This window comes from Leucobacter holotrichiae (genome assembly GCF_055791005.1).
The window spans coordinates 709,494-732,738 of record NZ_JBVUAC010000001.1; the positions used below are offsets into that span (position 1 = coordinate 709,494).

Annotated in this window: 21 protein-coding genes and 1 tRNA gene; 7 read left to right on the top strand and 15 right to left on the bottom strand. The window is 69.0% G+C overall.

Going from position 1 to position 23,245, the window contains the following annotated elements; all coding sequences use genetic code 11:
• Positions 1 to 31 precede the first annotated feature (31 nt).
• The 7 genes from AC0KXF_RS03330 to AC0KXF_RS03360 form a co-directional block, all read right to left on the bottom strand.
• The gene (locus AC0KXF_RS03330; protein WP_473107838.1) at positions 32 to 2,284 is read right to left on the bottom strand and encodes a polyribonucleotide nucleotidyltransferase; all 2,253 of its coding nucleotides are present in this window, start codon (positions 2,282 to 2,284) and stop codon (positions 32 to 34) included.
• A gap of 196 nt (positions 2,285 to 2,480) precedes the next feature.
• Entirely contained in the window at positions 2,481 to 2,972 is a 492-nt protein-coding gene (locus AC0KXF_RS03335) for an SRPBCC domain-containing protein (RefSeq protein ID WP_473107839.1), read from the bottom strand.
• 172 nt (positions 2,973 to 3,144) lie between these two features.
• Positions 3,145 to 4,737 carry a phosphoglycerate dehydrogenase gene (gene serA, locus AC0KXF_RS03340; protein ID WP_473107840.1) on the bottom strand — a complete coding sequence of 531 codons (1,593 nt, stop codon included), beginning with the start codon at positions 4,735 to 4,737 and terminating at the stop codon, positions 3,145 to 3,147.
• Positions 4,738 to 4,837: 100 nt separating this feature from the next.
• On the bottom strand, positions 4,838 to 5,161 hold the full coding sequence (locus tag AC0KXF_RS03345) for a hypothetical protein (protein WP_473107841.1): 324 nt from the start codon (positions 5,159 to 5,161) through the stop codon (positions 4,838 to 4,840).
• Entirely contained in the window at positions 5,158 to 5,646 is a 489-nt protein-coding gene (locus tag AC0KXF_RS03350; RefSeq protein ID WP_473107842.1) for a hypothetical protein, read from the bottom strand. Before AC0KXF_RS03350 ends, AC0KXF_RS03345 begins: the two co-directional genes overlap by 4 nt.
• 93 nt (positions 5,647 to 5,739) lie before the next feature.
• Complete coding sequence (locus AC0KXF_RS03355) at positions 5,740 to 6,552, bottom strand: ABC transporter permease (protein ID WP_473107843.1); 813 nt, start codon at positions 6,550 to 6,552, stop codon at positions 5,740 to 5,742.
• Positions 6,549 to 7,487 (bottom strand): ABC transporter ATP-binding protein, encoded by a 939-nt coding sequence (locus AC0KXF_RS03360; RefSeq protein ID WP_473107844.1) that lies wholly within the window; start codon positions 7,485 to 7,487, stop codon positions 6,549 to 6,551. The genes AC0KXF_RS03355 and AC0KXF_RS03360 overlap by 4 nt, the downstream gene beginning before the upstream one ends.
• Before the next feature lie 113 nt (positions 7,488 to 7,600).
• Here AC0KXF_RS03360 and AC0KXF_RS03365 point away from each other — a divergent pair, with 113 nt between their 5' ends.
• Positions 7,601 to 8,593: a TetR/AcrR family transcriptional regulator gene (locus tag AC0KXF_RS03365; protein WP_473107845.1), complete on the top strand. Its 993-nt coding sequence runs from the start codon at positions 7,601 to 7,603 to the stop codon at positions 8,591 to 8,593.
• Between the two features lie 60 nt (positions 8,594 to 8,653).
• Here the strand turns inward: AC0KXF_RS03365 and AC0KXF_RS03370 are convergent, their stop codons facing one another.
• Positions 8,654 to 8,893 carry a hypothetical protein gene (locus tag AC0KXF_RS03370; protein ID WP_473107846.1) on the bottom strand — a complete coding sequence of 80 codons (240 nt, stop codon included), beginning with the start codon at positions 8,891 to 8,893 and terminating at the stop codon, positions 8,654 to 8,656.
• A 269-nt stretch (positions 8,894 to 9,162) separates the two neighbouring features.
• Here AC0KXF_RS03370 and hrpB point away from each other — a divergent pair, with 269 nt between their 5' ends.
• Positions 9,163 to 11,820 carry an ATP-dependent helicase HrpB gene (gene hrpB / locus AC0KXF_RS03375; RefSeq protein ID WP_473107847.1) on the top strand — a complete coding sequence of 886 codons (2,658 nt, stop codon included), beginning with the start codon at positions 9,163 to 9,165 and terminating at the stop codon, positions 11,818 to 11,820.
• Between the two features lie 324 nt (positions 11,821 to 12,144).
• On the opposite strand, the gene ilvC is transcribed toward hrpB, so the two are convergent.
• From ilvC to AC0KXF_RS03400, 5 genes are all read right to left on the bottom strand, one after another.
• A complete protein-coding gene (gene ilvC / locus AC0KXF_RS03380) occupies positions 12,145 to 13,161 on the bottom strand; it encodes a ketol-acid reductoisomerase (protein ID WP_394358280.1) in 1,017 nt (338 codons plus the stop codon).
• A gap of 47 nt (positions 13,162 to 13,208) precedes the next feature.
• The gene (gene ilvN / locus AC0KXF_RS03385) at positions 13,209 to 13,718 is read right to left on the bottom strand and encodes an acetolactate synthase small subunit (protein ID WP_223044436.1); all 510 of its coding nucleotides are present in this window, start codon (positions 13,716 to 13,718) and stop codon (positions 13,209 to 13,211) included.
• A gap of 2 nt (positions 13,719 to 13,720) precedes the next feature.
• Positions 13,721 to 15,520 carry an acetolactate synthase large subunit gene (locus AC0KXF_RS03390; protein ID WP_473107848.1) on the bottom strand — a complete coding sequence of 600 codons (1,800 nt, stop codon included), beginning with the start codon at positions 15,518 to 15,520 and terminating at the stop codon, positions 13,721 to 13,723.
• Positions 15,521 to 15,667: 147 nt separating this feature from the next.
• Positions 15,668 to 17,359, bottom strand: a complete 1,692-nt coding sequence (gene ilvD / locus AC0KXF_RS03395; protein WP_473107849.1) for a dihydroxy-acid dehydratase — start codon at positions 17,357 to 17,359, stop codon at positions 15,668 to 15,670.
• 101 nt (positions 17,360 to 17,460) lie between these two features.
• Entirely contained in the window at positions 17,461 to 17,697 is a 237-nt protein-coding gene (locus AC0KXF_RS03400) for a hypothetical protein (RefSeq protein WP_473107850.1), read from the bottom strand.
• A gap of 223 nt (positions 17,698 to 17,920) precedes the next feature.
• Between AC0KXF_RS03400 and AC0KXF_RS03405 the strand changes: the two genes are divergently transcribed.
• The 5 genes from AC0KXF_RS03405 (at position 17,921) to AC0KXF_RS03425 (ending at position 21,027) form a co-directional block, all read left to right on the top strand.
• Positions 17,921 to 18,163, top strand: coding sequence for a hypothetical protein (locus tag AC0KXF_RS03405; protein ID WP_473107851.1), 243 nt, complete (start codon positions 17,921 to 17,923; stop codon positions 18,161 to 18,163).
• 82 nt (positions 18,164 to 18,245) lie between these two features.
• Positions 18,246 to 19,514 (top strand): Na+/H+ antiporter NhaA, encoded by a 1,269-nt coding sequence (gene nhaA, locus AC0KXF_RS03410; protein ID WP_473107852.1) that lies wholly within the window; start codon positions 18,246 to 18,248, stop codon positions 19,512 to 19,514.
• A 98-nt stretch (positions 19,515 to 19,612) separates the two neighbouring features.
• Positions 19,613 to 19,685, top strand: a tRNA-Lys gene (locus AC0KXF_RS03415).
• Between the two features lie 83 nt (positions 19,686 to 19,768).
• Positions 19,769 to 20,620 carry an inositol monophosphatase family protein gene (locus tag AC0KXF_RS03420; protein ID WP_473107853.1) on the top strand — a complete coding sequence of 284 codons (852 nt, stop codon included), beginning with the start codon at positions 19,769 to 19,771 and terminating at the stop codon, positions 20,618 to 20,620.
• Positions 20,617 to 21,027 (top strand): DUF3054 domain-containing protein, encoded by a 411-nt coding sequence (locus AC0KXF_RS03425; RefSeq protein ID WP_473107854.1) that lies wholly within the window; start codon positions 20,617 to 20,619, stop codon positions 21,025 to 21,027. Before AC0KXF_RS03420 ends, AC0KXF_RS03425 begins: the two co-directional genes overlap by 4 nt.
• A gap of 77 nt (positions 21,028 to 21,104) precedes the next feature.
• On the opposite strand, the gene gap is transcribed toward AC0KXF_RS03425, so the two are convergent.
• Both gap and AC0KXF_RS03435 read right to left on the bottom strand, forming a co-directional pair.
• A complete protein-coding gene (gene gap, locus AC0KXF_RS03430) occupies positions 21,105 to 22,106 on the bottom strand; it encodes a type I glyceraldehyde-3-phosphate dehydrogenase (RefSeq protein ID WP_473107855.1) in 1,002 nt (333 codons plus the stop codon).
• 181 nt (positions 22,107 to 22,287) lie between these two features.
• On the bottom strand, positions 22,288 to 23,229 hold the full coding sequence (locus AC0KXF_RS03435) for a GlxA family transcriptional regulator (protein ID WP_473107856.1): 942 nt from the start codon (positions 23,227 to 23,229) through the stop codon (positions 22,288 to 22,290).
• Positions 23,230 to 23,245 lie beyond the last annotated feature (16 nt).

Sequence of the window (23,245 nt, forward strand, 5' to 3'; positions counted from 1 at the left end):
ACGGGCGCCTTCGCAATGCGGTCAGCAGGGATTACTCCGCAGCCGCCTCCGCGGGAGCCTCGGCCTCGGCCTGCTCCTCGATCACGGGCTCGAGCGACAGCTTGCCGCGATCGTCGACCTTGGTGATCTTCACGAGAATCTTCTGACCGACCGAGAGCACATCGTCCACGCTCTCGACGCGCTTGCCGCCGGCGAGCTTGCGCACCTCGCTGATGTGCAGCAGGCCATCCTTGCCGGGCAGCAGCGAGACGAACGCGCCGAACGCGGCGTTCTTGACGACCGTGCCCAGGTACTGCTCGCCCACCTCGGGGTTCTGCGGGTTGGCGATCGCGTTGACCTGCGCGCGGGCGGCCTCGGCCGCGGCGCCGTCGGTCGCGCCGATCAGCACGGTGCCGTCGTCCTCGATCGAGATATCGGCGCCGGTCTCGTCCTGGATGCCGTTGATCGTCTTGCCCTTGGGGCCGATCAGCTCGCCGATCTTGTCGACCGGGATCTGCACGCTGATGATGCGCGGCGCGGTGGGCGCCATCTCATCGGGGGCGTCGATCGCCTGCGACAGCACGTCGAGGATCGTGGTGCGCGCCTCCTTCGCCTGCGACAGCGCGCCGGTGAGCACGTCCGAGGGGATCCCGTCGAGCTTGGTGTCGAGCTGCAGCGCGGTCACGAACTCCGAGGTGCCCGCGACCTTGAAGTCCATGTCGCCCAGCGCGTCCTCGGCACCGAGGATGTCGGTGAGGGTCGCGTAGCGGGTCTCACCGTCGACCTCGTCGGAGACGAGGCCCATCGCGATGCCCGCGACCGGGGCGCGCAGCGGGACACCGGCGTTGAGCAGCGACAGCGTCGAGGCGCAGACGGAGCCCATCGAGGTGGAGCCGTTCGAACCGAGCGCCTCGCTGACCTGGCGGATCGCGTAGGGGAACTCCTCGCGGCTGGGCAGCACGGGCACGAGCGCGCGCTCGGCCAGGAAGCCGTGGCCGATCTCGCGGCGCTTCGGGCTGCCCACGCGACCGGTCTCGCCGGTCGAGTAGGGCGGGAAGTTGTAGTGGTGCATGTAGCGCTTGCTGGTGGTGGGCGACAGCGAGTCGATCTGCTGCTCCATCTTCAGCATGTTCAGCGTGGAGACACCCAGGATCTGGGTCTCACCGCGCTGGAAGATCGCCGAGCCGTGCACGCGCGGGATCACCTGGACCTCGGCGTCGAGCGCGCGGATGTCGCGCAGACCGCGGCCGTCGATGCGGGCGCCCTCGGAGAGGATGCGGCCGCGCACGATCTTCTTGGTGACCGACTTGTAGGCGCCCGAGACCTGGCCCTCGGCCTCGGCGGGGAGCTCTCCGGCCTCGACCTTGGCCGCGACGGCCTCCTTGACGCGCGCCTTCAGCGCGTCGTCGGCGTCCTGACGCTCCTGCTTGTCGGCGATCTGGTAGATGCCGGTCAGCTCGGCCTCCGCGAGCTCGGCGACAGCGGCGTAGACCTCATCGGTGTAGGGCAGGAACACGGGGTACTCCTGCACCTCCTTGGCCGACTGGGCCGCGAGCTGCTCCTGCGCCTTCACCAGCTGGGTGAGGAAGGGCTTGGCGGCCTCGAGGCCCTGGGCCACGACGGCCTCGTCGGGCTTCGTGGCGCCGGCCTGGATCAGGTTCCAGGATCCCTCGGTCGCCTCGGCCTCGACCATCATGATCGCGACATCTTCGCTGCCGTCGGCCTTGGTGATGACGCGGCCCGCGACCATCAGGTCGAAGACGGCTTCCTTCAGCTGCTCCTCGTTGGGGAACGCCACCCACTGGTCGCCGATCAGCGCGAGGCGCACACCGGCGATGGGGCCCGAGAACGGCAGACCCGAGATCTGCGTCGAAGCCGAGGCGGCATTGATCGCGAGCGCGTCGTAGAACTCGCCGGGCGCGATCGACAGCACGGTGACGACGATCTGCACCTCGTTGCGCAGGCCGTCGACGAACGACGGGCGCAGCGGGCGATCGATGAGGCGGCAGACGAGGATCGCCTCGGTCGAGGGGCGGCCCTCGCGACGGAAGAACGAGCCGGGGATCTTGCCGGCGGCGTACGAGCGCTCTTCGACGTCGACCGTCAGCGGGAAGAAGTCGAAGTGATCCTTCGGCTGCTTCGACGCGCTGGTCGCCGAGAGGAGCATGGTCTCCTCGTCGAGGTACGCGGCGACCGCGCCCTGCGCCTGCTGCGCGAGACGACCTGCCTCGAAGCGGATGGTGCGCTTGCCGAACCTGCCGTTGTCGAGCACGGCCTCGGCGAACTTGATTTCAGGACCCTCCACGGGTTCTCCTTTACTACAGGCGAGCGCGCGGACGACCCACGGAAGTCGAGGGTGCTGATCAACAGTGGAAGAACACTCTGCTCGAAGGAGAGGGATCCACCACCGAAGACCAGCGACCTTGCGCTCGATTCATCGATGATTCAGACATGTGTCTGCGCTACCAGGCTATCACCCGGCAGTGCGAGCGCGCCGGGCGTCACCGATAGAAGCCCTCGCGCAGATTGATCCCGTATTCGAGCCACGCCTTCATCGCGGCGAGCATGCCGGTCCATCCCATGCAGTTGCCGAATGCCGCACGCGCCCCGCTCGGGGTCGCCCACCAGGCGCGCTCGGCGATCCGCACCTCCGTGCGCGATCCACCGTCAACCGCGCGGAACTCGAACTCCACCTCCGTGCCGCGCGGGTCCTGCGTCGCGCCCTCGTCTCCGCCCCAGCGGAGCACGATGCGCGTCGGCTCCGTCGCCTCGATCACCTCGACCGGGAAGGCCCCGGGAAAGTCGGCGAAGTCCCACTGCACGGTCGCGCCGGTCTCGAGGCGGCCGACCGCTCCCCCGGTGGTGAAATATCGGCTGAGGATCGCGGGATCGGCCACGGCCTCGTACACCTCGGAGGGCGGCTTCGCGATGAATCCGGAAACCGTGAACTCGAGCTCCGAGAGCCCCTCGTCTGCGCTCGTACCTGTACTCATACTCCGACTCTACGCCGATCCCGAGCCGCCGTAACCCGCTTGCGCCCGATCCCGAGCCACCGTAACCCGCTTGCGCCCGATCCCGCCCGATGCCCGTCGAGATACGGGTTTCGCATCCTGGATCGCGATCTGGCGTGCGAAACCCGTATCTCGGCGGCAATAAGCGACGGTCCTACTGCGCGTCCAGGCTGATCGTGCTGAGGGTCTCCGCGCCGATCGCGCCGCGCAGGGCGCCGATGAGCGATTCCTCGACCGGCGCGTCGACCGAGAGCACCGACAGCGCGGTGCCGTTCTTCTCGTCGCGCGCGATCTGCAGGCCCGCGATATTGACCCCGGCCTCGCCGAGGATGCCGCCGTAGGTCGCCACGATGCCCGGGCGATCGACGTAGCTGAACACGATGAGGTGGTCGGAGAGCGGCAGTTCGAGGTCGTACCCGTTGATGCCGACGATCTTCTCGATCTGCTTGGGCCCCGTGAGCGTGCCCGAGACCGACATCTGCGTACCGTCGGTGAGCGAACCGCGGATCGTGATGACGTTGCGGTAGCTCTCGGAGTCGGCGTCGACCGTGAAGCGCACCTCGACGTCGCGCTGCTCGGCGAGCAGGGGCGCGTTGACGTACGACACGGGCTCGCTGACGATCTTCGAGAAGACGCCCTTGAGCGCCGCGAGACGCAGCGCGTCGACGTTGTGCTCGGAGAGCTCGCCGTGCACCTCGATGTCGAGCGCGGAGATCGCTCCGCCGGCGAGGCTCGCGAAGACCTGCCCGAGCTTCTCGGTGAGCGGCAGGCCGGGGCGTACGTACTCGTCGATGCCGCCGCCCGCGACGTTGACCGCATCCGGCACCAGGTCGCCCGCGAGCGCGAGGCGCACGGACTTCGCGACGGAGACGCCGGCCTTCTCCTGCGCCTCCTCGGTCGAGGCGCCGAGATGCGGTGTGACGTTCACATTCGGCAGACCGGTGAGCGAGGTGTCGGCCGGGGGCTCCTGCATGAACACGTCGAGCGCCGCCCCGGCGATCTCGTCCGCGGCGAGCGCTTCCGCGAGCGCCGCTTCGTCGATGAGCCCGCCGCGCGCGACGTTCACCACATAGGCGGTCTTCTTCATCGCGCGAAGCTGCTCGGCGCCGATCATGCCGAGCGTCTCGGGGGTGCGCGGCATATGGATCGTCAGGAAGTCGACGCGCTCGACCAGTTCCTCGAGCGTGACGAGCTGCACGCCGAGCTGCTGGGCACGGGCGGCCGTGACGTAGGGGTCGTAGGCGATGAGCTCGACGCCGAAGCCGCGCAGACGCTCGGCGACGAGGGCGCCGATGCGGCCGAGACCGACGATGCCGATGGTCTTCTCGTAGAGCTCGGTGCCCGTGAAGGAGGAGCGCTTCCACTCGCCGGCCGAGAGCGAGCCGTGCGCGCGGGGCAGGTGACGCGCGAGGCCGAGGATGTGGGCGACCGTCAGCTCGGCCGCGCTGATGATGTTGGAGGTGGGCGCGTTGACGACCATCACGCCGGCCTGGGTGGCCGCCTTGATGTCGACGTTGTCGAGGCCCACTCCGGCGCGGGCGATGACCTTGAGTCGCGGCGCCCAGCTGAGGGCTTCGGCGTCGATCTGTGTGGCCGATCGCACGAGGACGGCGTCGGCGGTGGCGAGAGCGGCGCGGAGCGCCTCGCGGTCGGTGCCGTCTACGTTCACCACCTCGAAGTCGGGGCCGAGCGCGGCGATAGTGGCGGGAGAGAGTTGTTCGGCGATCAGCACGACCGGCGCAGACATCAAGCGAATCCTTCGGGTCAGCGGCAGGAGAAACCCGGCTCGACACGGAACCGGGGCTCCAGTCTAACCTGCCGAGCCCACGTCTCCCGTCTGCCCAGTGCTATCCGAAGAAGCTCGACTGCGGCACGAGGTGCAGCACCTCGAGCTGCACCGCCGCGACCAGGCAGAGTCCCGCCGCGATCACGAGCAGGCGCGCCGCTGCCGAGCGGCCCCGGCCGATCAGCAGTGCGAGCACGTAGACCGCGACGGGCAGGAGCACGCCGAAGACAAGCCAGAACCAGCCCGTCCCCGTGATCCCGAGCCCCATCGAGGAGGCCATCCGCGGCAGGAGGACGATGTTGCCCACCGCCGCGATGACCGTGTAGACGTACAGCGCGGTGAGCAGGGCCCCGAGGGTCCAGGCGACGATCCGGCGCCCCATCATGCACCCCCTCCGCTGAACACCGGCAGCGGCAGCAGCACGACCGCCCCGATCAGAATCCAGAGGGTCAGACGTCGCATACCCGCCCCTCGGCACAGCACGAGCACGCTGAAGAACCACAGGATCGGTGCGAGCGGGGCTGCCCAGAAGACGAGCTGCTGCAGCACGGCGCCGAGCGATCCGCTCGACTCAGCCACCGAGGCGTTCTGGACGGCGTAGAACTGCGCCCAGCTGAGCCAGATCCACGCGTAGAGCAGGTAGAGCCCGCCGAAGACGCCGAGCAGTACGAGGGCGGCGTTCGAGAGCTGCTGCGCGGGTTCGGCCGCATCGGGCTCCTCCGGGACGGAATCCGCCGCATCGGGACCGACCTGCAGTGCGGCCGGCTCCTCGGCGGGTTCGGAATCAGTCGCCCTCACCGGGTCGGCATGCACCGTCCACCCGCTCGCGATGGAGCTCTCGCGCTCCTCGCCGCCCTCTGCTTTCGCCATGGGTTCAACCCTAGCGATCGGAGTCTCGGAGCACGCCGAAAGCGCGAGCGGGCGGATCGGCCTTCAGAGCCGAAAGCCCGCGTCGGCCCGCCCTCAGCGGCGCGGGAACCGCCAGGCGATCGCGATCGCGCCCACCACGACGATACCGGCGCACCACAGGAGCGCGACCCACGGCTGCGATCCGGGATCCCCGCTGAGCAGCAGCGCCCGGATCGAGTCGGTGAGCGGCGTCACGGGCTGGCCGGCGGCGAACGGCCGGATCCAGTCGGGCAGCGTGTCGAGCGGCACGAACGCGCTCGACAGATAGGGCAGGAAGAGGACCCCGAAGCCATAGGCGTTCGCGGACTCGGGACTCGAAGCGAGCAGCCCGATCGCGGCGAAGATCACGGTGACGGCGAGGATCCAGGCGAGCACGAGGCCGACCGCCGCGATCCACTCGAGAGGTCCGGCCACGGGCCTGAAGCCGAGCAGCAGTCCCACCCCCAGCACGATGGCGGTGGCGAGCAGGTTGCGCAGCATGCTCGCGACGACATGCCCCACCAGGCAGCAGGCGGCTGGGATCGGCAGGCTGCGGAAGCGCTGCATGGTGCCGCCGGTCACGTCGCGGTTGACCGAGACCGCCACCGACGACGCGCCGAAGCCGGAGCAGAGCACGATGATGCCCGGGATCACGAAGTCGACGTAACCCCCGCCCGCGTCGATCGCTCCTCCGAAGACGACGGTGAAGAGCAGCATGAGCATGACGGGCAGCACGACCGCGAGCAGCATGCCCTCTCCGTCGCGCAGGCTGTGCAGCATGCTGCGGCCGACGAAGACTCGGCTCGCGGTCAGCGGGCCGACGCCGCGGTGGAGTGCGGTGCGCGTGGGTGCCGGAGCGGGAGCCGGTACGGGGGCGATGGTGGTCATGCGAGTGCCTCCTGCTGCTGGGCGGCGGTGCCGCGGGATTCGGGATCGGATTCGGGATCGGATTCGGGATCGCCGTAGCCCCGGGCGGTCAGCGCGAGGAAGGCGTCGTCGAGGGTGGGCCTGCGCAGTTCGAGCCGCAGTTCGAGCTCGGCGTCGTCGAGCGCGGCGAGTGCGCGCTCGAGCCCGCCGGCGGTGGAGTCGACCTCGAGCGTGCGGTGCACGCGTCCCTCGCGATCCACCAGCACCGCCTGCTCCTCGCCCACGAGCGCCGTCAGGGAGTCGACCGTGCCGTCGGCGACGATGCCGCCGCCCTGCAGGATCGCCACGCGATCCGCGAGCACCTCGGCCTCGTCGAGCGTCTGCGTGGTGAGGAACACGCTGCTGCCCTCGGCGGCGAGCGCGGCGATGTCGTCCCAGAGCCGCCCGCGGCTCACGGGATCGAGGCCGGTCGTGGGCTCGTCCAGGAACAGAACGGCCGGCGTGGACACGAGCGAGGCGGCGAGATCGACGCGCCGCCGCATGCCGCCTGAGAAACCCGAGACGGCGCGATCCGCGGCACTCTCGAGGTCGAAGCGGCCGAGCAGTTCGTCGGCCCGGCTGCGTGCCCGTCGGATTCCGAGGCCCAGCAGGCGACCGATCATGACGAGGTTCTCCCGGGCGGTGAGCGCCTCGTCGATCGAGGCGTACTGGCCGGTCGCGCCGATCAGGCGCCGCACCGCGGCCGGATCCCGCACCGCGTCGTGGCCGAGGATCCGCACCTCTCCCGCGTCGGGGCGCAGCAGAGTGGTGAGGATCGAGACGAGCGTGGTCTTGCCTGCTCCGTTCGGCCCGAGCAGAGCGAAGATGCCCTCGCCGATGTCGAGCGAGAGGCGGTCGAGCACCGCGCGTCCGCCGAAGCGCTTGTCGAGATCCCGGATCTCGATGGTGGAAGTCATGGCTCCTCCTGTGTGGGTGATGCCGGTCGCAATATCGCGTTGGTCATAAACAGTATGCATCATAAACAGTAGATGCGCCACACAGTAAGATAGAGTTGCTGCGGGAGGTACGCATGACCGAGTCCGGAGTATCACGCACGCTCGCCCTCGCCTGGGGGCTCGCCGCGGCGCCCCAGAGGGGCCCCAAGCGGGAGCTGACACTCGAACGGATCGTCGACGCCGCCATCGAGATCGCCGACGCCGAGGGCCTCCCGGCCGTCACCATGCAGCGCGTAGCGAAGACGTTCGAATTCAGCACCATGGCGCTCTATCGCTACGTGGCGACGAAGGACGAGCTGTACCAGCTCATGCTCGACGCCGCGATGGAGGCCAGCGCAGTCGCGACGAACTTCGACGACTGGCGAGAGGGGCTCTCGGCCTTCCTCCGGAGCCTGCTGGACGGCTACCGAGCACACCCCTGGGCCCTCGACATCCCCCTCAGCCCCGACATCCACCTCATGCCTGGACAGCTGCGAGCCGCCGACCTCGGCCTGCGCGCGATGCGCAGGCTCCCAGCCGCCGCCGAGACGAAGCTCGCGGTGCTCATCGTGCTCTCCGCCTACGCACGCGGGCACGCGTCCGTCGAGCGCGAGGTGCTCGCCGGCGGAGAAGCGGGAACCGAGACGCGCACGCTCCTCGAGGAGGCCGTCACCCCTGAACGCTTTCCGGACGTCGCCCCGCTCGTGCGGGAGGGCGCCTACTTCGGCGATACCCCGGCCGAAGCCGGGTTCACGGCGACACGCCCGTCGCCGGAGGACGACGTCGAGTCGATCCTCGACTTCGCCACTGAGGTGCTGCTCGCCGGGTTCGACACGGTGTTTGCGGAGACGGCGGATCGGGATCCGGATCCGGCCGCTGCCGTTCGGGCCGCCGAGCCCGTCTCACCGCAGCGAGCCTACGAGATCGCCGAGGCGAGGCTGCGCGAGCACGTCGAGCTGCGAAAGCTCACCCAGCAGCGGGTGCGGGAACTCGAGCGGGAGGAGTCGGCGCTGCGGAAGGCGCGCGACCGGGCGAAGGAGCTCGCCAAGACCCACGCGAAGCTGGCGCCAGGGGTTGCAGCGGACTGACGCTTCTCGAGCCCTCCCCGGCGCTGCACGGATCGACCCCGGTCCGATGCGGCGCGTTCATCAGGATCGCGCGGGCTCGTCACCCTCCACGAGTTGAATCGCCAGCTCGGAGACCTCGGCGTCGGCGAGCTCGACCCCGGCGCGCTCGAGCCGCGATCGGATCATCTGCTCGACCTCGCCGCGCGAGGCGCCGGCACCTGCCGTATCCCGGACCTCGACCATGATGGTCGCCAGTGTCTCGACGGTCTCCGGCTTCCGGTTCTCGATGTCGCTCACTCCGTCGCTGTGCTCGATGCTCATCGCTGCTCTCCTCCGCGGGTCGATCCTCATCTCGGCACGTGATCCGTGCGTGCGGCCGACGCTATCACCGCAGCGCCGGATCCCGGGTACCCCTTGACAGACGGACCGGTGCCTGCAGCGCCGCCGTCCGCTCGGCTCGCGCAGCCTCGCCTCGCCTCGGCCATCTTGAAACGCGGAGTCCCACCTTGCTGGATTCAGCCTGCCCGCAGCAGCAGATCGAGACTCCGTGTTGCAGCTCCGGGAAAGAGACTCGCCCTACGCTGGGAGACATGCACCTCTTCGACCTCGACCGCATCGGGGCCGGGCTGCCCGTCGCGGCGGCGCGCACCGAGATCGAACAGGCCGTCGGTCACGGCGCCTGCGTCATCACGGCGCCTCCGGGCACGGGCAAGACGACCTTCGTGCCGCCGCTCGTCGCGAACCTGATCGCGCAGCGCGCCGGCCGACGAGATGGAGGCCGGGTACTGCTCACGCAACCCCGGCGGGTCGCAGTGCGTGCGGCGGCGCGGCGCATCGCGGAACTCGACGGCGGGGACGGAGCGGCCGGAGGCGGCAGCGGTCGAGACCGCGGTGCCGACGATGGCGGGATCGGCGGCGCGGTCGGCTTCACCGTGCGCGGCGAGCGCCGCGTCGGCCCGGGCACCCGCCTCGAGGTGCTGACCCCGGGCGTGCTGCTGCGCCGCCTCATCGCGGACCCGGCGCTGGACGGCGTCGACGCCGTGATCCTCGACGAGGTGCACGAGCGGTCGGTCGACGGCGATCTCCTGCTCGCGCTACTCGACGAGGTACGCACGCTGCGCGAAGATCTCGCGCTCGTCGCGATGTCGGCCACCCTCGACTCCGAGCGGTTCGCGGCACTGCTCGGCGAAGGGCCGGGCTCCCCCGTTCCGGTCGTCGACATCCCCTCGCCCCTTCACCCGCTTCGCATCGATTACGCCCCCTCCGACGGCCCCAGACTCGATGAGCGCGGAGCGACGCGCCAGTACCTCGCGCACCTCGCCGCGCTCACCGCCCGCACCCGGACCGAGGAGGGGTGCGACGCACTCGTCTTCGTGCCGGGAGCCAGAGAGGTCGACGAGGTCGTGCGCCTGCTTCGAGGCGGGCACGCGGCTCACGAGCGCGTCGAGGTGCTTCCCCTGCACGGGCGGGTTCCGGCCCGCGAGCAGGATCGCGCCGTGCACGGGCGAGGGAGTGGCGATCCCGCGCGCATCGTCGTGAGCACCTCGCTCGCCGAGAGCTCGCTCACCGTCCCCGGAGTCCGCCTGGTGATCGACTCGGGGCTCTCGCGCGAGGTCCGGCGGGATCGCGCAAGAGACATGACCGGGCTCGTCACCGTCAGCGCCTCGCGCGCGAGCGCCGAGCAGCGGGCTGGCCGCGCAGCGCGCCAGGGCCCGGGCCGCGCCGTACGGGCGTATTCGGAGACCGACTTCGCGCGGATGCCGACGGCCGCTCCCCCCGAGATCGCGTCGGCCGACCTCACCGACGCCGCGCTGTTACTCGCCGCATGGGGCACCCCGGGCGGCGCGGGTCTGGCGTTGCCCACTCCTCCTCCCCCGGCGGCGATAGCCTCGGCCGTCAAGGTGCTGCACACCCTCGGGCTCGTCGACGACGACGGCCGCATCACCGCACTCGGTGAGCGGGTCGTCAGGCTGCCGGTCGGCGCACGCGAGGCACGCGCGCTCCTCGCGGGTGCGCACGACCTCGGCGATCCCGAACTCGTCGGCGAGATCGTGGCGGCCGTTGCCGACGACCACCGCGAGCCGGGAGCCGATCTCTCCCGGCTGCTGCGCGAACTGCGAACCGGGCGCAGTGCGGGATCGCAGCGCTGGCGTCGAGAGGCTCGGAGGCTCTCGGGCATCGCCCGCTCCGACTCGCCTGATGCCCCGGCCCCGACTGCGGCGACCTCGGGAACGGGCTCGGCAGACGCGCCCGGCCCCGTCGTCGCTCTCGCCCGCCCGGAGTGGATCGCACGCCGCACCGAGGCACACTCCCGCAGCTACCTGTTCGCGAGCGGCACGAGAGCTGCACTCCCCGAGGGCAGCGGCCTCATCGGCAGCGAGTGGATCGCCGTACGCGAGGTGCAGCGGGCTTCGGGGCGCGCGGCCGACGGCACCGGAGCCGTGATCCGTCTCGCCGCCCACCTCACCAGCGCAGACGCCCTGCGCATCGGCGGCCCGCTCCTCACGAGCACCCGAGCTGCTCGCGTCGAGGAGGGGCGCGTGCGTGTGCGCGAGGAGCGCAGACTCGGCGCGATCCTGCTCTCCTCCGCACCCGTGCCGCCCACCGAGGACGACACCGTCCCAGCGCTCGCCGACTATCTGCGCGAGCAGGGCCTCTCGGCCCTCGAGTGGTCGGACGCGGCGGTCTCGCTCCGAGCTCGCCTGGCACTGCTGCATCGGCTGATCGGGGAACCCTGGCCGGCGATGGACGACGCCGCACTGACGGAAGACATCGAGCACTGGCTGGGGCCGGACCTCGCGCGCCTGCGGCCCGGCGCGTCCCTGCGCGGGATCGACGTCACCGCCGCCCTGCGCCGGCTGCTGCCGTGGCCCGAGGCTGTCCGTCTCGACGAGTTGGCGCCGGAGCGTCTCACAGTGCCCTCGGGGTCCGCGGTCCGCATCGAGTATCCGGACGCGGGGTCGGATGACGCGACGTCCGACGAGGCCGCGCGTCCCGTCGTCGTCGTGAAGCTGCAGGAGGTGTTCGGCCTCGCGCAGACCCCTCGCATCGTCGACGGACGGGTGCCGATCCTCTTCCATCTGCTCTCCCCCGCCCGGCGCCCCCTCGCCGTCACCGACGATCTCTCATCGTTCTGGAACGGGCCCTACCAGCAGGTCCGACGCGAGATGCGAGGGCGATACCCCAAGCACCCCTGGCCCGAGGATCCGTGGGAGGCTGAGGCGACGGCCCGCACGAAGCGGCGCTGAGCCTCACCGGTCATCCCGGCCTCACCCGCTCCCGCTCCACTCCTCGAGATACGGGTTTCGCACGCTGGATCGCGGCCAGAGCCGCGAAATCCGTATCTCGGCATAGAAAACCGCGCCCGGGCCCGCCTCCGTCCGCCCCAGTCTGTCGACGGGGGAAAAAGCTGATCCTCCGTTCCCTTCGACAAGCTCAGGGAACGGAGGATCAGCAGGGAGCGCCTTCGACAGGCTCAGGCACTTCGACTCAGCGCGCGGCCGTGCCGTCGATCGGCGATGATCGCTCGCGCTCATCGGCAGCAAGCGCAGCCGTTCCGGCTACGCCGACGGTCACCGCGCAGCAGTGCCGTCGGTGTAGTCGTCGTCGCTCGACTGCCATGCGAACAGCTTGCGCAGCTCGACGCCGGTCTTCTCGATGGGGTGCGACTCGGCCTTGGCGCGCAGCTCCTGGAACTCCTTCGCGCCGTTGTCCTGATCCTCGATGAAGCGCTTCGCGAACGCACCCGACTGGATGTCGGCGAGCACGGCCTTCATGTTCTCCTTGACGGAGGGGTCGATGACGCGGGGGCCCGACACGTAGTCGCCGTACTCGGCGGTGTCGCTGACCGACCAGCGCTGCTTGGCGATGCCGCCCTCCCACATGAGGTCGACGATGAGCTTCAGCTCGTGCAGCACCTCGAAGTAGGCGATCTCAGGCTGGTAGCCGGCTTCGGTGAGCACCTCGAAGCCGTACTGCACGAGCTGCGAGGTGCCGCCGCAGAGCACCGCCTGCTCACCGAAGAGGTCGGACTCGGTCTCCTCGGTGAAGGTGGTCTTGATGACACCGGCACGGGTGCCGCCGATGGCCTTGGCGTAGGACTTCGCAGTCTCCCAGGCGGTGCCCGAGGCGTCGACCTCGACCGCGATGATGTCGGGGATGCCGCGACCGGCCTCGAACTCACGGCGCACGGTGTGGCCGGGAGCCTTCGGAGCGACGAGGATCACGTCGACGCCCTCGGGGGCCTCGATGTAGCCGAAGCGGATGTTGAAGCCGTGGGCGAAGGCGAGCGTCTTGCCCTCGGTCAGCTTGTCCTTGATCTGCTCGTTGTAGATGGCACGCTGGTGCTGGTCCGGGGCGAGGATCATGATGAGGTCGGCCCACTCCGCGGCGTCGGCAACGGTCTTGACCTCGAAACCGGCCTCTTCGGCCTTCTGGATCGACTTCGAGCCCTCCTTGAGGGCGATGACGACCTCGACGCCCGAGTCGCGCAGGTTCATCGCGTGGGCGTGGCCCTGCGAGCCGTAACCGACGACGGCTACCTTCTTGCCCTGGATGATCGACAGGTCGGCGTCGGCGTCGTAGTACATCTCTGCCACTGGGTTCTCCTTATGTTGTGTGGTTCTGGGAAACGATGTCAGTTCTTGAAGACGCGCTCCGTGATGGACTTCGATCCGCGCCCCATCGCGATGAGGCCGGACTGCGCGATCTCCTTGATTCCGTAGGGCTCGAGCACCTTCAGGAACGCTTCGATCTTGCCGCTGTCGCCCGTGACCTCGATGGTGAGCGCGTCGGGCACGACATCGACGACACGAGCGCGGAACAGGTTCACTGCCTCGAGCACGTGAGATCGGCTCTGGTTGTCGGCGCGCACCTTGATGAGCACGTGCTCGCGCTGCACCGAGGTGGACTCGTCGAGCTCGACGATCTTGATCACGTTGACGAGCTTGTTGAGCTGCTTCGTGACCTGCTCGAGCAGCGTCTCATCCTCGTCGACCACGACGGTGATGCGCGAGAGACCGCACATCTCGGTCGGTCCGACGGCGAGAGACTCGATGTTGAAACCGCGGCGGGCGAAGAGCCCGGCGACGCGGGTCAGCAGACCCGGTTTGTCCTCGACGAGGAGGCTGAGTACGTGGCGGCTCATGATTACTCCTCCTCCCACTCGGGGCTGTGTTCGAGGGCGTACTGGATATCGCTGTTGGAGGTGCCCTGGCGCACCATGGGCCACACCATCGCGTCGGCGCTCACCACGAAGTCGATCACCACGGGGCGGTCGTTGGTCTCGAGCGCGAGCTTGATGGCGTCGTCGATCTGGTCCTCGCGCTCGACTCGGATGGCGAGGCAGCCGTAGGCCTCCCCCAGCTTCACGAAGTCGGGAACGCGCTGCGATCCGTGACCCGTGTTGAGCTCGGTGTTGGAGTAGCGTCCCTCGTAGATGAGGGTCTGCCACTGCCGCACCATGCCCAGCGACGAGTTGTTGATGACGGCGACCTTGATGGGGATGTCGTTCACCACGCAGGTGGCGAGCTCCTGGTTCGTCATCTGGAAGCAGCCGTCGCCGTCGATCGCCCAGACCACACGATCGGGTTCGGCGACCTTGGCTCCCATTGCCGCGGGCACGGAGTAGCCCATCGTGCCGGCGCCGCCCGAGTTGAGCCATGCGCCCGGCCGCTCGTACTTGATGAACTGCGCGGCCCACATCTGGTGCTGTCCGACGCCCGCAGCGTAGATGCCCTCGGGCCCGGTGAGCTCGCCGATGCGCTGGATCACGTGCTGCGGCGAGAGCAGGCCGTCGCTCGTCTCCGCGTATCCGAGCGGGAAGCGCTCCTGCAGCAGGCGCAGCCGGTCCCACCAGGCGGTGAGCTCGGTGAACTCCCGGCTGAGCTTCGCGGTCGAGACCGCCGCGATGAGATCGGAGATCACCTCGGCTGCGTCACCCACGATCGGCACGTCGGCGGCGCGGATCTTGCCGATCTCCGCGGGGTCGATGTCTGCGTGGATCACCTTCGCGTCGGGGGCGAAGAGCGCGGCCTTGCCCGTCACGCGGTCGTCGAAGCGGGCTCCGAGCGTGATGAGCAGGTCGGACTCCTGCAGCGCGAGCACTGCCGGAACGGTGCCGTGCATGCCGGGCATGCCGAGGTGCTGAGGGTGCGAATCGGGGAAGACTCCGCGAGCCATCAGCGTGGTCACCACGGGAGCGCCCACCAGCTCGGCGAGCTGCAGCAGCTCCTCGGAGGCTCCGGCGCGGCCGACTCCGCCGCCCACGTAGAAGACGGGGCGCTCGGCCGTCGCGATGAGGTCGGCGGCGGCCTGGATCTGCTTGCTGTTGGCCTTCGTGATCGGCCGGTAGCCGGCCAGCTCGACTCGGGGATCCCACACGAAGTCGAGCTCGCCCTCCTGTGCATCCTTGGTGATGTCGACGAGCACGGGGCCGGGGCGCCCGGTCGAGGCGAGATGGTAGGCCGCCGCGATCGCACCCGGGATCTCCTCAGGCCGCTTCACGAGGAAGGAGTGCTTGGTGATGGGCATGGTGACGCCCACGATGTCGGCCTCCTGGAACGCGTCCGAGCCCATGAGGTGCGAGAACACCTGCCCGGTGATCGCGAGCATCGGCACGGAGTCCATGTAGGCGTCGGCGATCGCGGTGACGAGGTTCGTCGCGCCCGGGCCGGAGGTCGCGATGCACACGCCGACCTTGCCCGTCGCCGCCGCGAATCCCTCGGCGGCGTGGCCGCCGCCCTGCTCGTGACGAACGAGCACGTGGTGCAGGCGATCGGCGTCCATGAGCGCGTCGTAGAGCGGCAGCACTGCGCCGCCCGGCAGGCCGAAGACGTCCGTGACGCCCAGGGCCTCGAGGCTGCGGACGACGGCCGTTGCGCCGTTCATCCTCTCGCCGCGCGTCGCCGCGGGTTTCGAAGGGGGGATTGCACTCGATTCCGAGGTCATCTCTTGCTTTCCTGATCTGAGGTGTGGGTGCGACTGACGCGGTGACGGCGCGGGGCTCGCGGTCCATGCCTGCCGACGGACTCGGACCCGCCCGCAGTGCGAGCGACCGGGTTCGAGCCCGTCGAGGGCATGCACGACCTCACCGGGTCAACCGGTGACGGCGCCTTCGGAAGCCGAACGGACGAGCTTGGCGTACTTTGCCAGAACACCGCGCGTGTATCGCGGGGGAAGCGGGGCCCAGGTTGCTCGGCGGGCCTCAAGCTCGGCGGGATCTACCAGCAGGTCGAGCGTCTGTGCGGCGATATCGACCCGAATCAGGTCACCGTCGCGGACCAGGGCGACCGGACCGCCGTCCGTCGCCTCAGGTGCGATATGGCCGATGCACAGGCCGGTTGTGCCGCCTGAGAATCGCCCGTCAGTCAATAGTAGTACATCTTTGCCGAGCCCCGCGCCCTTGATGGCAGCGGTGATGGCGAGCATCTCGCGCATACCGGGGCCACCCTTCGGACCCTCGTAGCGGATCACGACCACGTCGCCCTTGCCGATCCGCCCCTCGGTGAGCGCATCCATCGCGGCTCGTTCGCGATCGAAGACGCGCGCCGGCCCCTCGAAGATCTCGGCGTCGAAGCCGGCGGTCTTCACGACGGCACCCTCGGGCGCGAGGCTGCCGGTGAGGATGGTGAGGCCGCCGTTCGCATGCAGCGGGTTGTCGAGGGTGCGGATCACCTTGCCGTCGAGCGACGTATCGACATCGGCGAGGTTCTCGGCGACCGTCTTGCCCGTCACGGTGAGGGCATCGCCATAAAGCAGACCGGCGTCGAGCAGCGCCTTCATGATCACGGGCATGCCGCCCACACGATCGAAATCTTCGGCTACGTACTGGCCGAAGGGCTTCATGTCGGCGAGATGAGGGGTCTTCGCCCCGATGCGGGTGAAATCCTCGAGCGTCAGCTCGACCTCCGCCTCCTTCGCGATCGCGAGCAGGTGCAGCACGGCGTTCGTCGAACCGCCGAGCACCATCGCGACGGTGATGGCATTCTCGAAGGCCTTCTTGGTGAGGATGTCGCGAGCGGTGATGCCCTGACGCAGCATGTTGACCACGGCTTCGCCCGAACGGTGGGCGAAGTAGTCGCGGCGGCGATCGGCGCTGGGCGGAGCGGCTGACCCCGGCAGACTCATACCGAGCGCTTCCGCCACGCAGGCCATCGTGTTGGCCGTGTACATGCCGCCGCAGGCACCCTCGCCGGGCGCGATGGCGCACTCGACGCGCTTGAGATCCTCTTCGCTCATCGTGCCCGCCTTGCAGGCGCCCACCGCCTCGAAGGCGTCGATGATGGTGACCTGCTTCTCGGTGCCGTCGGAGAGCTTGACCCAGCCGGGCGCGATCGACCCCGCGTACAGGAAGACCGAGGCGAGATCGAGGCGCGCCGCCGCCATGAGCATGCCCGGCAACGACTTGTCGCAGCCGGCCAGGAGGACCGATCCATCCATGCGCTCGGCCATGATTACGGTCTCTACCGAGTCCGTGATGACCTCGCGCGAGACGAGGGAGAAGTGCATGCCCTCGTGCCCCATCGAGATGCCGTCGGACACGGAGATGGTGCCGAACTGCAGCGGGTAGCCACCGCCGGCGTGCACACCCTCCTTCGCCCCCTGCGCAAGGCGATCGAGGCTCAGGTTGCAGGGGGTGACGTCGTTCCACGAACTCGCAATCGCGATCTGAGGCTTGTCCCAGTCCTCGTCGCCCATGCCGACAGCGCGGAGCATACCCCTCGCAGCAGCCTTCTCGATCCCGTCGGTGACGTCGCGGCTTCGCGGCTTCATGTCAATCTCTGCCATAGGCACAGTCTAGCCGCCGCCGGGGACACTGCGATCGCATACGCGAAAGCGCCGAAGGATCTTCCGATCCCCCGGCGCCTCGATGCACTCGCGCGAAGCCGCTACTTGCCGATGGCGGGCAGCACGGTGAAGGGCAGCATGAAGCCGACGATCGTCGCCGCCAGGCCGCCGAAGAAGATCCACTGCTCGACGACCGACGCGAGCTCGATGTTGAAGCCGTAGCTCATCAGCACCATTCCGCCGACCACCAGCACGATCGAGAGGATGAAGCCGATCGCGGTCACCGCACTCACAGCGCCCTGCGAGCTCTCCTCGAACAGCGTCTCATGCTTCGCCATACCGACCTTCTCCTTCACTATCGCTTCGGCGCGACCGTCGAGGCCGCATGTCTCGCATCCGCACCCGCGGACTCCTGCCTGCAAGATTAGCGCACCCGCGCGCTCGCCTCCCATTTACCAGAAGACGATGCGCCCGGGAAGGCAGAATGGAGCGATTCGGGTTCGGGGTAGGCTGACGGGATCGGGATCCCGGATCCCGTCAACCGCAACCGAGGGAGGAACCGTGTCGATCGGCAAGTACGTCACCAATCCCGGCGTGATCGGAGCGGCCGCCGGTGCGCTCAGCACCGCCCGTCGCACGCAGTCCATGCGCAAGGACTGGCGCCGCCTGCTCGTGTGGGGGGTCTGGCTGGCCGGCTTCGCACTCGCCATCGCCACTGTCTCCATGCAGGAGCAGGACGAGGAGCACGAGCTCGAGCAAGAGGCCGAGAAGCGCGCCGAGAAGCGCCGCAAGAAGCAGCGCTAGTGCAGCGGGTTCTCTGCGCCACCGCCCTGCGGCGCATCGGAACCCCGCGGACACATCTCAAGAGTTCCTCGAAAGGCGCTGCATGAGCGAGTCGCTCCATTCCTCCGATGCCCCGAGCCAGCAGAGACGGCCTCGCCGCCTGCTCCGCCTCGTCAACCAGCGCGAGGCGGCTCGCGTCAGCAGGCTGCTGCGAGCCGAGGTGGTCGGGGGCGTCATCGTCATGGTCGCCGCCCTGATCGGCTTCATCGCGGCGAACAGCCCGCTCGCCGACTGGTACTTCGCGCTGCGGGAGACGCGGATCGGCCCCGAGTCGCTGCACCTCGACCTCTCCGTGGGGCAGTGGGCCTCGGACGGCCTGCTCGTGATCTTCTTCTTCATGGTCGGACTCGAACTCAAGCGCGAGTTCGTCGAGGGCGAGCTCAGCCGGTTCTCGACGGCGATCGTGCCGGTGGCCGCAGCGTTCGGCGGCGTCGCGGTTCCGGCCCTCATCTACGTGGCGTTCACGTCTGGCACACCCTCGGCGCACGGCTGGGCGATCCCCACCGCGACCGACATCGCGTTCGCCGTCGCGGTGCTCGGGCTCATCGCCCCGCGCATCCCTCCGGCGCTGCGCATGTTCCTCCTCACACTCGCCGTCGTCGACGATCTCATCGCGATCAGCATCATCGCGATCTTCTATACCGACGGCGTGCATCTGCTCCCGCTGCTCTGCAGCCTGCTGCCGATCCTGCTCTACGCCTTCCTCGTGCGGCGCTTCCCGCAGTGGTTCGCGAGCTCCGGTTGGGGGCCGTGGCTGATCCTGCTCCCCGTCGGCATCGTCGCGTGGGCGCTGTTCCATGCCTCGGGGATCCACGCGACGATCGTGGGCGTGCTGCTCGCCTTCCTCGTGCCGGTCTCGGGCACCGGCGGCACACAGCTCGCGGAGGTGTTCGAGCACCGATTCCGTCCGCTCTCCACCGGGATCGCCGTGCCGATCTTCGCGTTCTTCGCCGCGGGTGTAGCGATCGGCGGCGAGTCGCGCTTCCCCTTCGATCCGATCGCGCTCGGCATCATGGTGGGTCTGGTGCTCGGCAAGCCGATCGGCATCACCCTCTCCACCTGGCTGCTCACCCGCTTCACCCGCGCCGAGCTCGACGAGTCCGTGCGGTGGCGCGAGCTCATCGGGGTCGGCGCGCTCGCCGGTGTCGGGTTCACCGTGGCGCTGCTCGTCGCGGACCTGAGCTTCTCGGGGGCGGCCGATGCCGATACGGCTCGCCTTGCGGTGATGTCCGGATCCGTGATCGCCGTGGCCGTGTCGGCCATGCTTCTCGTGCGGCGACCGCGGTCCCGCAGGCGACCGCTCGACGGCTGAGACCGCACGACACGCCCGCGATCCTTCTCAGTCAGCACCGATTTGAGCGGGTGGAAAATCCCGTGTTAGTATTTTCCTCGTTGCTCAGCGAGCAGCAGGCGCCTTTAGCTCAGTTGGTAGAGCAGCTGACTCTTAATCAGCGGGTCCACGGTTCGAGCCCGTGAGGGCGCACGCAATCGAGAAAAGCTCCACCGCCAGGTGGAGCTTTTCTCGTATCTGCTGCCGGTTCACTGGCTGTTCACGGAAGGTGCTCGATGTCCGATTCCATTCCCGCCCCCTCGACCGACCTCGCGTTCGCGCTCGAGCTCGCGGATCTCGCCGATACGGTCTCGCTCCCCCGCTTCCAGTCGGCCGACCTGACCATCGAGACGAAGCCCGACCGCACCTACGTGACCGATGCCGACAAGGCGGTCGAGCGAGCGCTGCGCGAGCGCATCGAGGCCGCGCTGCCGGCCGACAGCTTCTTCGGCGAAGAGTCGGGGCGCTCGGAGAAGGGCTCCCGGCGCTGGATCATCGACCCCATCGACGGCACCGCGAACTTCCTGCGGGGAGTGCCGAACTGGGCCACACTCATCGCCCTCGAGATCGACGGAGCACCCACCGTCGGCGTCGTCTCGGCTCCGGCGTTCGGGGCGCGCTGGTGGGCGGAGACCGGGGGCGGCGCCTGGGGCCGCGAGACGGGGAAGGAGCCCCGTCGACTGCGGGTCTCGGGCATCGCCGAACTCGAGCACGCCTCCCTGAGCTTCCAGAGCATCGAGCAGTGGGACGTTGCGGGTTACCTGCGCCCCCTCATCGAGCTCAGCCGCGCCGTGTGGCGGGATCGCGCCTACGGCGACATGTGGTCGTACATGCTGCTCGCGGAGGGCCTCCTCGACGTGGTCGCCGAGTTCGACGTGAAGCCCTACGATCTCGCGGCGCTGGTGCCGATCGTGCGTGAGGCCGGCGGCCGATTCACCGACATCGAGGGCTCGGAGAGCGCGTGGAACGGCAGCTCGCTCGCCACGAACGGCGCACTGCACGACGCGGTCATCGCGACGATCGAGGGCGCGCTCGGAGACTCTCGAGAACCGGAGGGATCGAAGACCTCGGCCGGAGTCGCACGATGACGGCCTCCCCCGAGCAGACCCCGGAGACCTTCTCCCCCGTGCGTCCGGCGCTCGCGGCGCTCGCATTCGCCGTCGATGCCGTGCTCGTGCTGCTCTTCGCGGGGCTCGGGCGCAGCAATCACGCTCACGAGGCGACGCTGCTGGGCCTCTTCGAGACCGCATGGCCCTTCCTCGTCGGTCTGCTGCTGGTCTGGGGATGGGGACTCGTGTGGAAGCACCCGGTCAAGCTCCTGCGCTCCGGAGTCCCCGTGTGGCTGGGCACCGTGATGCTCGGCATGGGGCTGCGGCTGCTGTCGGATCAGGGCACGGCCCCGGCCTTCATCCTCGTGGCGACCATCACGCTGGGCGTCTTCCTGCTCGGGTGGCGTGGCATCGCTCTGCTCGTGCTGCGCATGCGCCGCCGCTGACCGCCGAAGGGGAAAAGACGGATCCTCCCGCCCCTCGACTGGCCCGGGGACGGGAGGATCTCCTCAGCGACGAAGACTCAGCTCGCGAGCTTCTCCAGCATCTCGGCGGCGCGGTTCGAGAAGCCCCACTCGTTGTCGTACCAGCTGGTGACCTTGATGTGCTTGCCCTGCACCTCGGTGAGCTCGGAGTCGAAGATCGAGGAGTGGGGGTTGCCGACGATATCCGACGACACGAGCGGCTCGTCCGAGAACTCGAAGACGTGCTCCAGGGGGCCCTCAGCGGCTGCGGCACGGTAGGCCTCGAGAACCTCTTCACGCGTCACCTCGCGCGAAACGGCCGCGTTCAGCTCGACGATCGAGCCCACGGGTACCGGCACGCGCATCGAGGTGCCCGACAGTTTGCCATCGAGCTGCGGCAGCACGAGCCCGATGGCCTTCGCCGCACCCGTCGACGTGGGAACGATGTTGAGGGCCGCGGCGCGGGCGCGGCGGCGATCCTTATGCGGTCCATCGATGAGGTTCTGGTCCTGCGTATACGCGTGCACCGTGGTCATGAACCCCTGCGTGATGCCCGCGAGGTCGTCGAGCACCTTCGCGAGCGGTGCGAAGGCGTTCGTGGTGCAGGAGGCGTTCGAGATGATGACGTGCTTCTCGGGATCGTAGAGGTGGTCGTTCACGCCGACCACGACCGTGAGGTCCGCGTTCGTCGCGGGAGCGCTCACGAGCACGCGCTTGGCGCCGGCCTCGACGTGCTTGCGGGCGTCCTCGGCCTTCGTGAACCGTCCGGTCGATTCGAGCACCACGTCGACGCCCAGGTCGCCCCAGGGGAGCTTCGCCGGATCAGCCTCGGCGAACACCTTGATGCGGCGATCATCGACGACCAGCTCGCCGTCCTCGAACGAGATCTCCCTCTTCAACCGACCGTAGACGCTGTCCCACTCGAGCAGGTGCGCCAGCATCTCCCCGTTGGTGAGGTCGTTGACAGCGACGACCTCGACGTCGCTGTCCTTCTTCAGCAGTGCGCGCAGCACGCCGCGCCCGATACGTCCGAAGCCGTTGATAGCCACACGAGCAGTCATGATCCCACTTTCTTCTTCAGTGTCCGTTGCACTCGGAATACCTCCAGATTGGCCCGATTCGGGTCACGAGTCCAGTGGCCTGAATGCCAGCCTCCGAACGGATCCTGCCAAGTTGCAGGCACTCTGCTTCGCCCCACTGCTCGTCACGTCGGCCAACGGGTTCTCGGTCGGCGCGACACTCTCAGCGCGAACGCGAGAACGTTCGGCGATAGTCGCTCGGCGTGGTGCCGAGAACACTCCTGAAGTGGCGGCGGAGGTTCGTCCCAGTACCCAGCCCGACCGCGGCGGAGATCTCCTCGATCCCGAGGTCGGTTTCCTCGAGCAGCTCGCGCGCGCGATCGATCCTCGCCCGCATGATCCATTGCATCGGCGTGTAGCCGGTCTCGTCCCTGAAGCGCCGCGAGAGCGTGCGCTCCGACACCCGCGCGTGAGCCGCGAGACGCGCGATGTCGAGCGTCTCATCGAGCCGGCGCAGCGCCCATTCGCGCGTGAGTGTGAAGCGCTCGCCGTGCGTCTCGGGAACGCTCTGCGGCACGTACTGCGCCTGGCCGCCGCTGCGATAGGGAGCCGCCACGAGGCGGCGGGCCGCGTGATTCGCCACCGACATCCCGGCCTCCTTGCGCAGGATGTGCAGGCAGAGATCGATGCCCGATGCCGCCCCCGCCGAGGTGAGCACCGACCCCTCGTCGACGAAGAGCACCCGCTCGTCGACCCGCACCTCGGGGAAGCGCTCGGCGAGGATCCTCGAATAATGCCAGTGGGTCGTCGCGCGCTTGCCGTCGAGCAGACCCGTCGCGGCGAGCGCGAAGGCCCCGGTCGAGATCGCAGCGAGCCTCGCCCCGCGTCCATGGGCGCGGCGGAGCGCCTCGATGAGCGCGGCGGGCGGGGGCTCGCGGTCGGGGTGCCGGTAGCCGGGTACGAAGATGAGATCTGCGCTGTCGAGTGCGTCGATGCCGTGCTCGACGTGATACGAGAGGCCGTCGCCGCCCGTGATGAGGCCGGGCTCCACCCCGCACACGTCGACCGAGTACGGCATGCTGCTGCGAGAGGTGAAGACCTGCGCGGGAATGCCGACGTCGAGGGGCTTCGCTCCCTCGAGCACCACGACCGCGACCCGCCTCATGACCCCTCAGCCTACC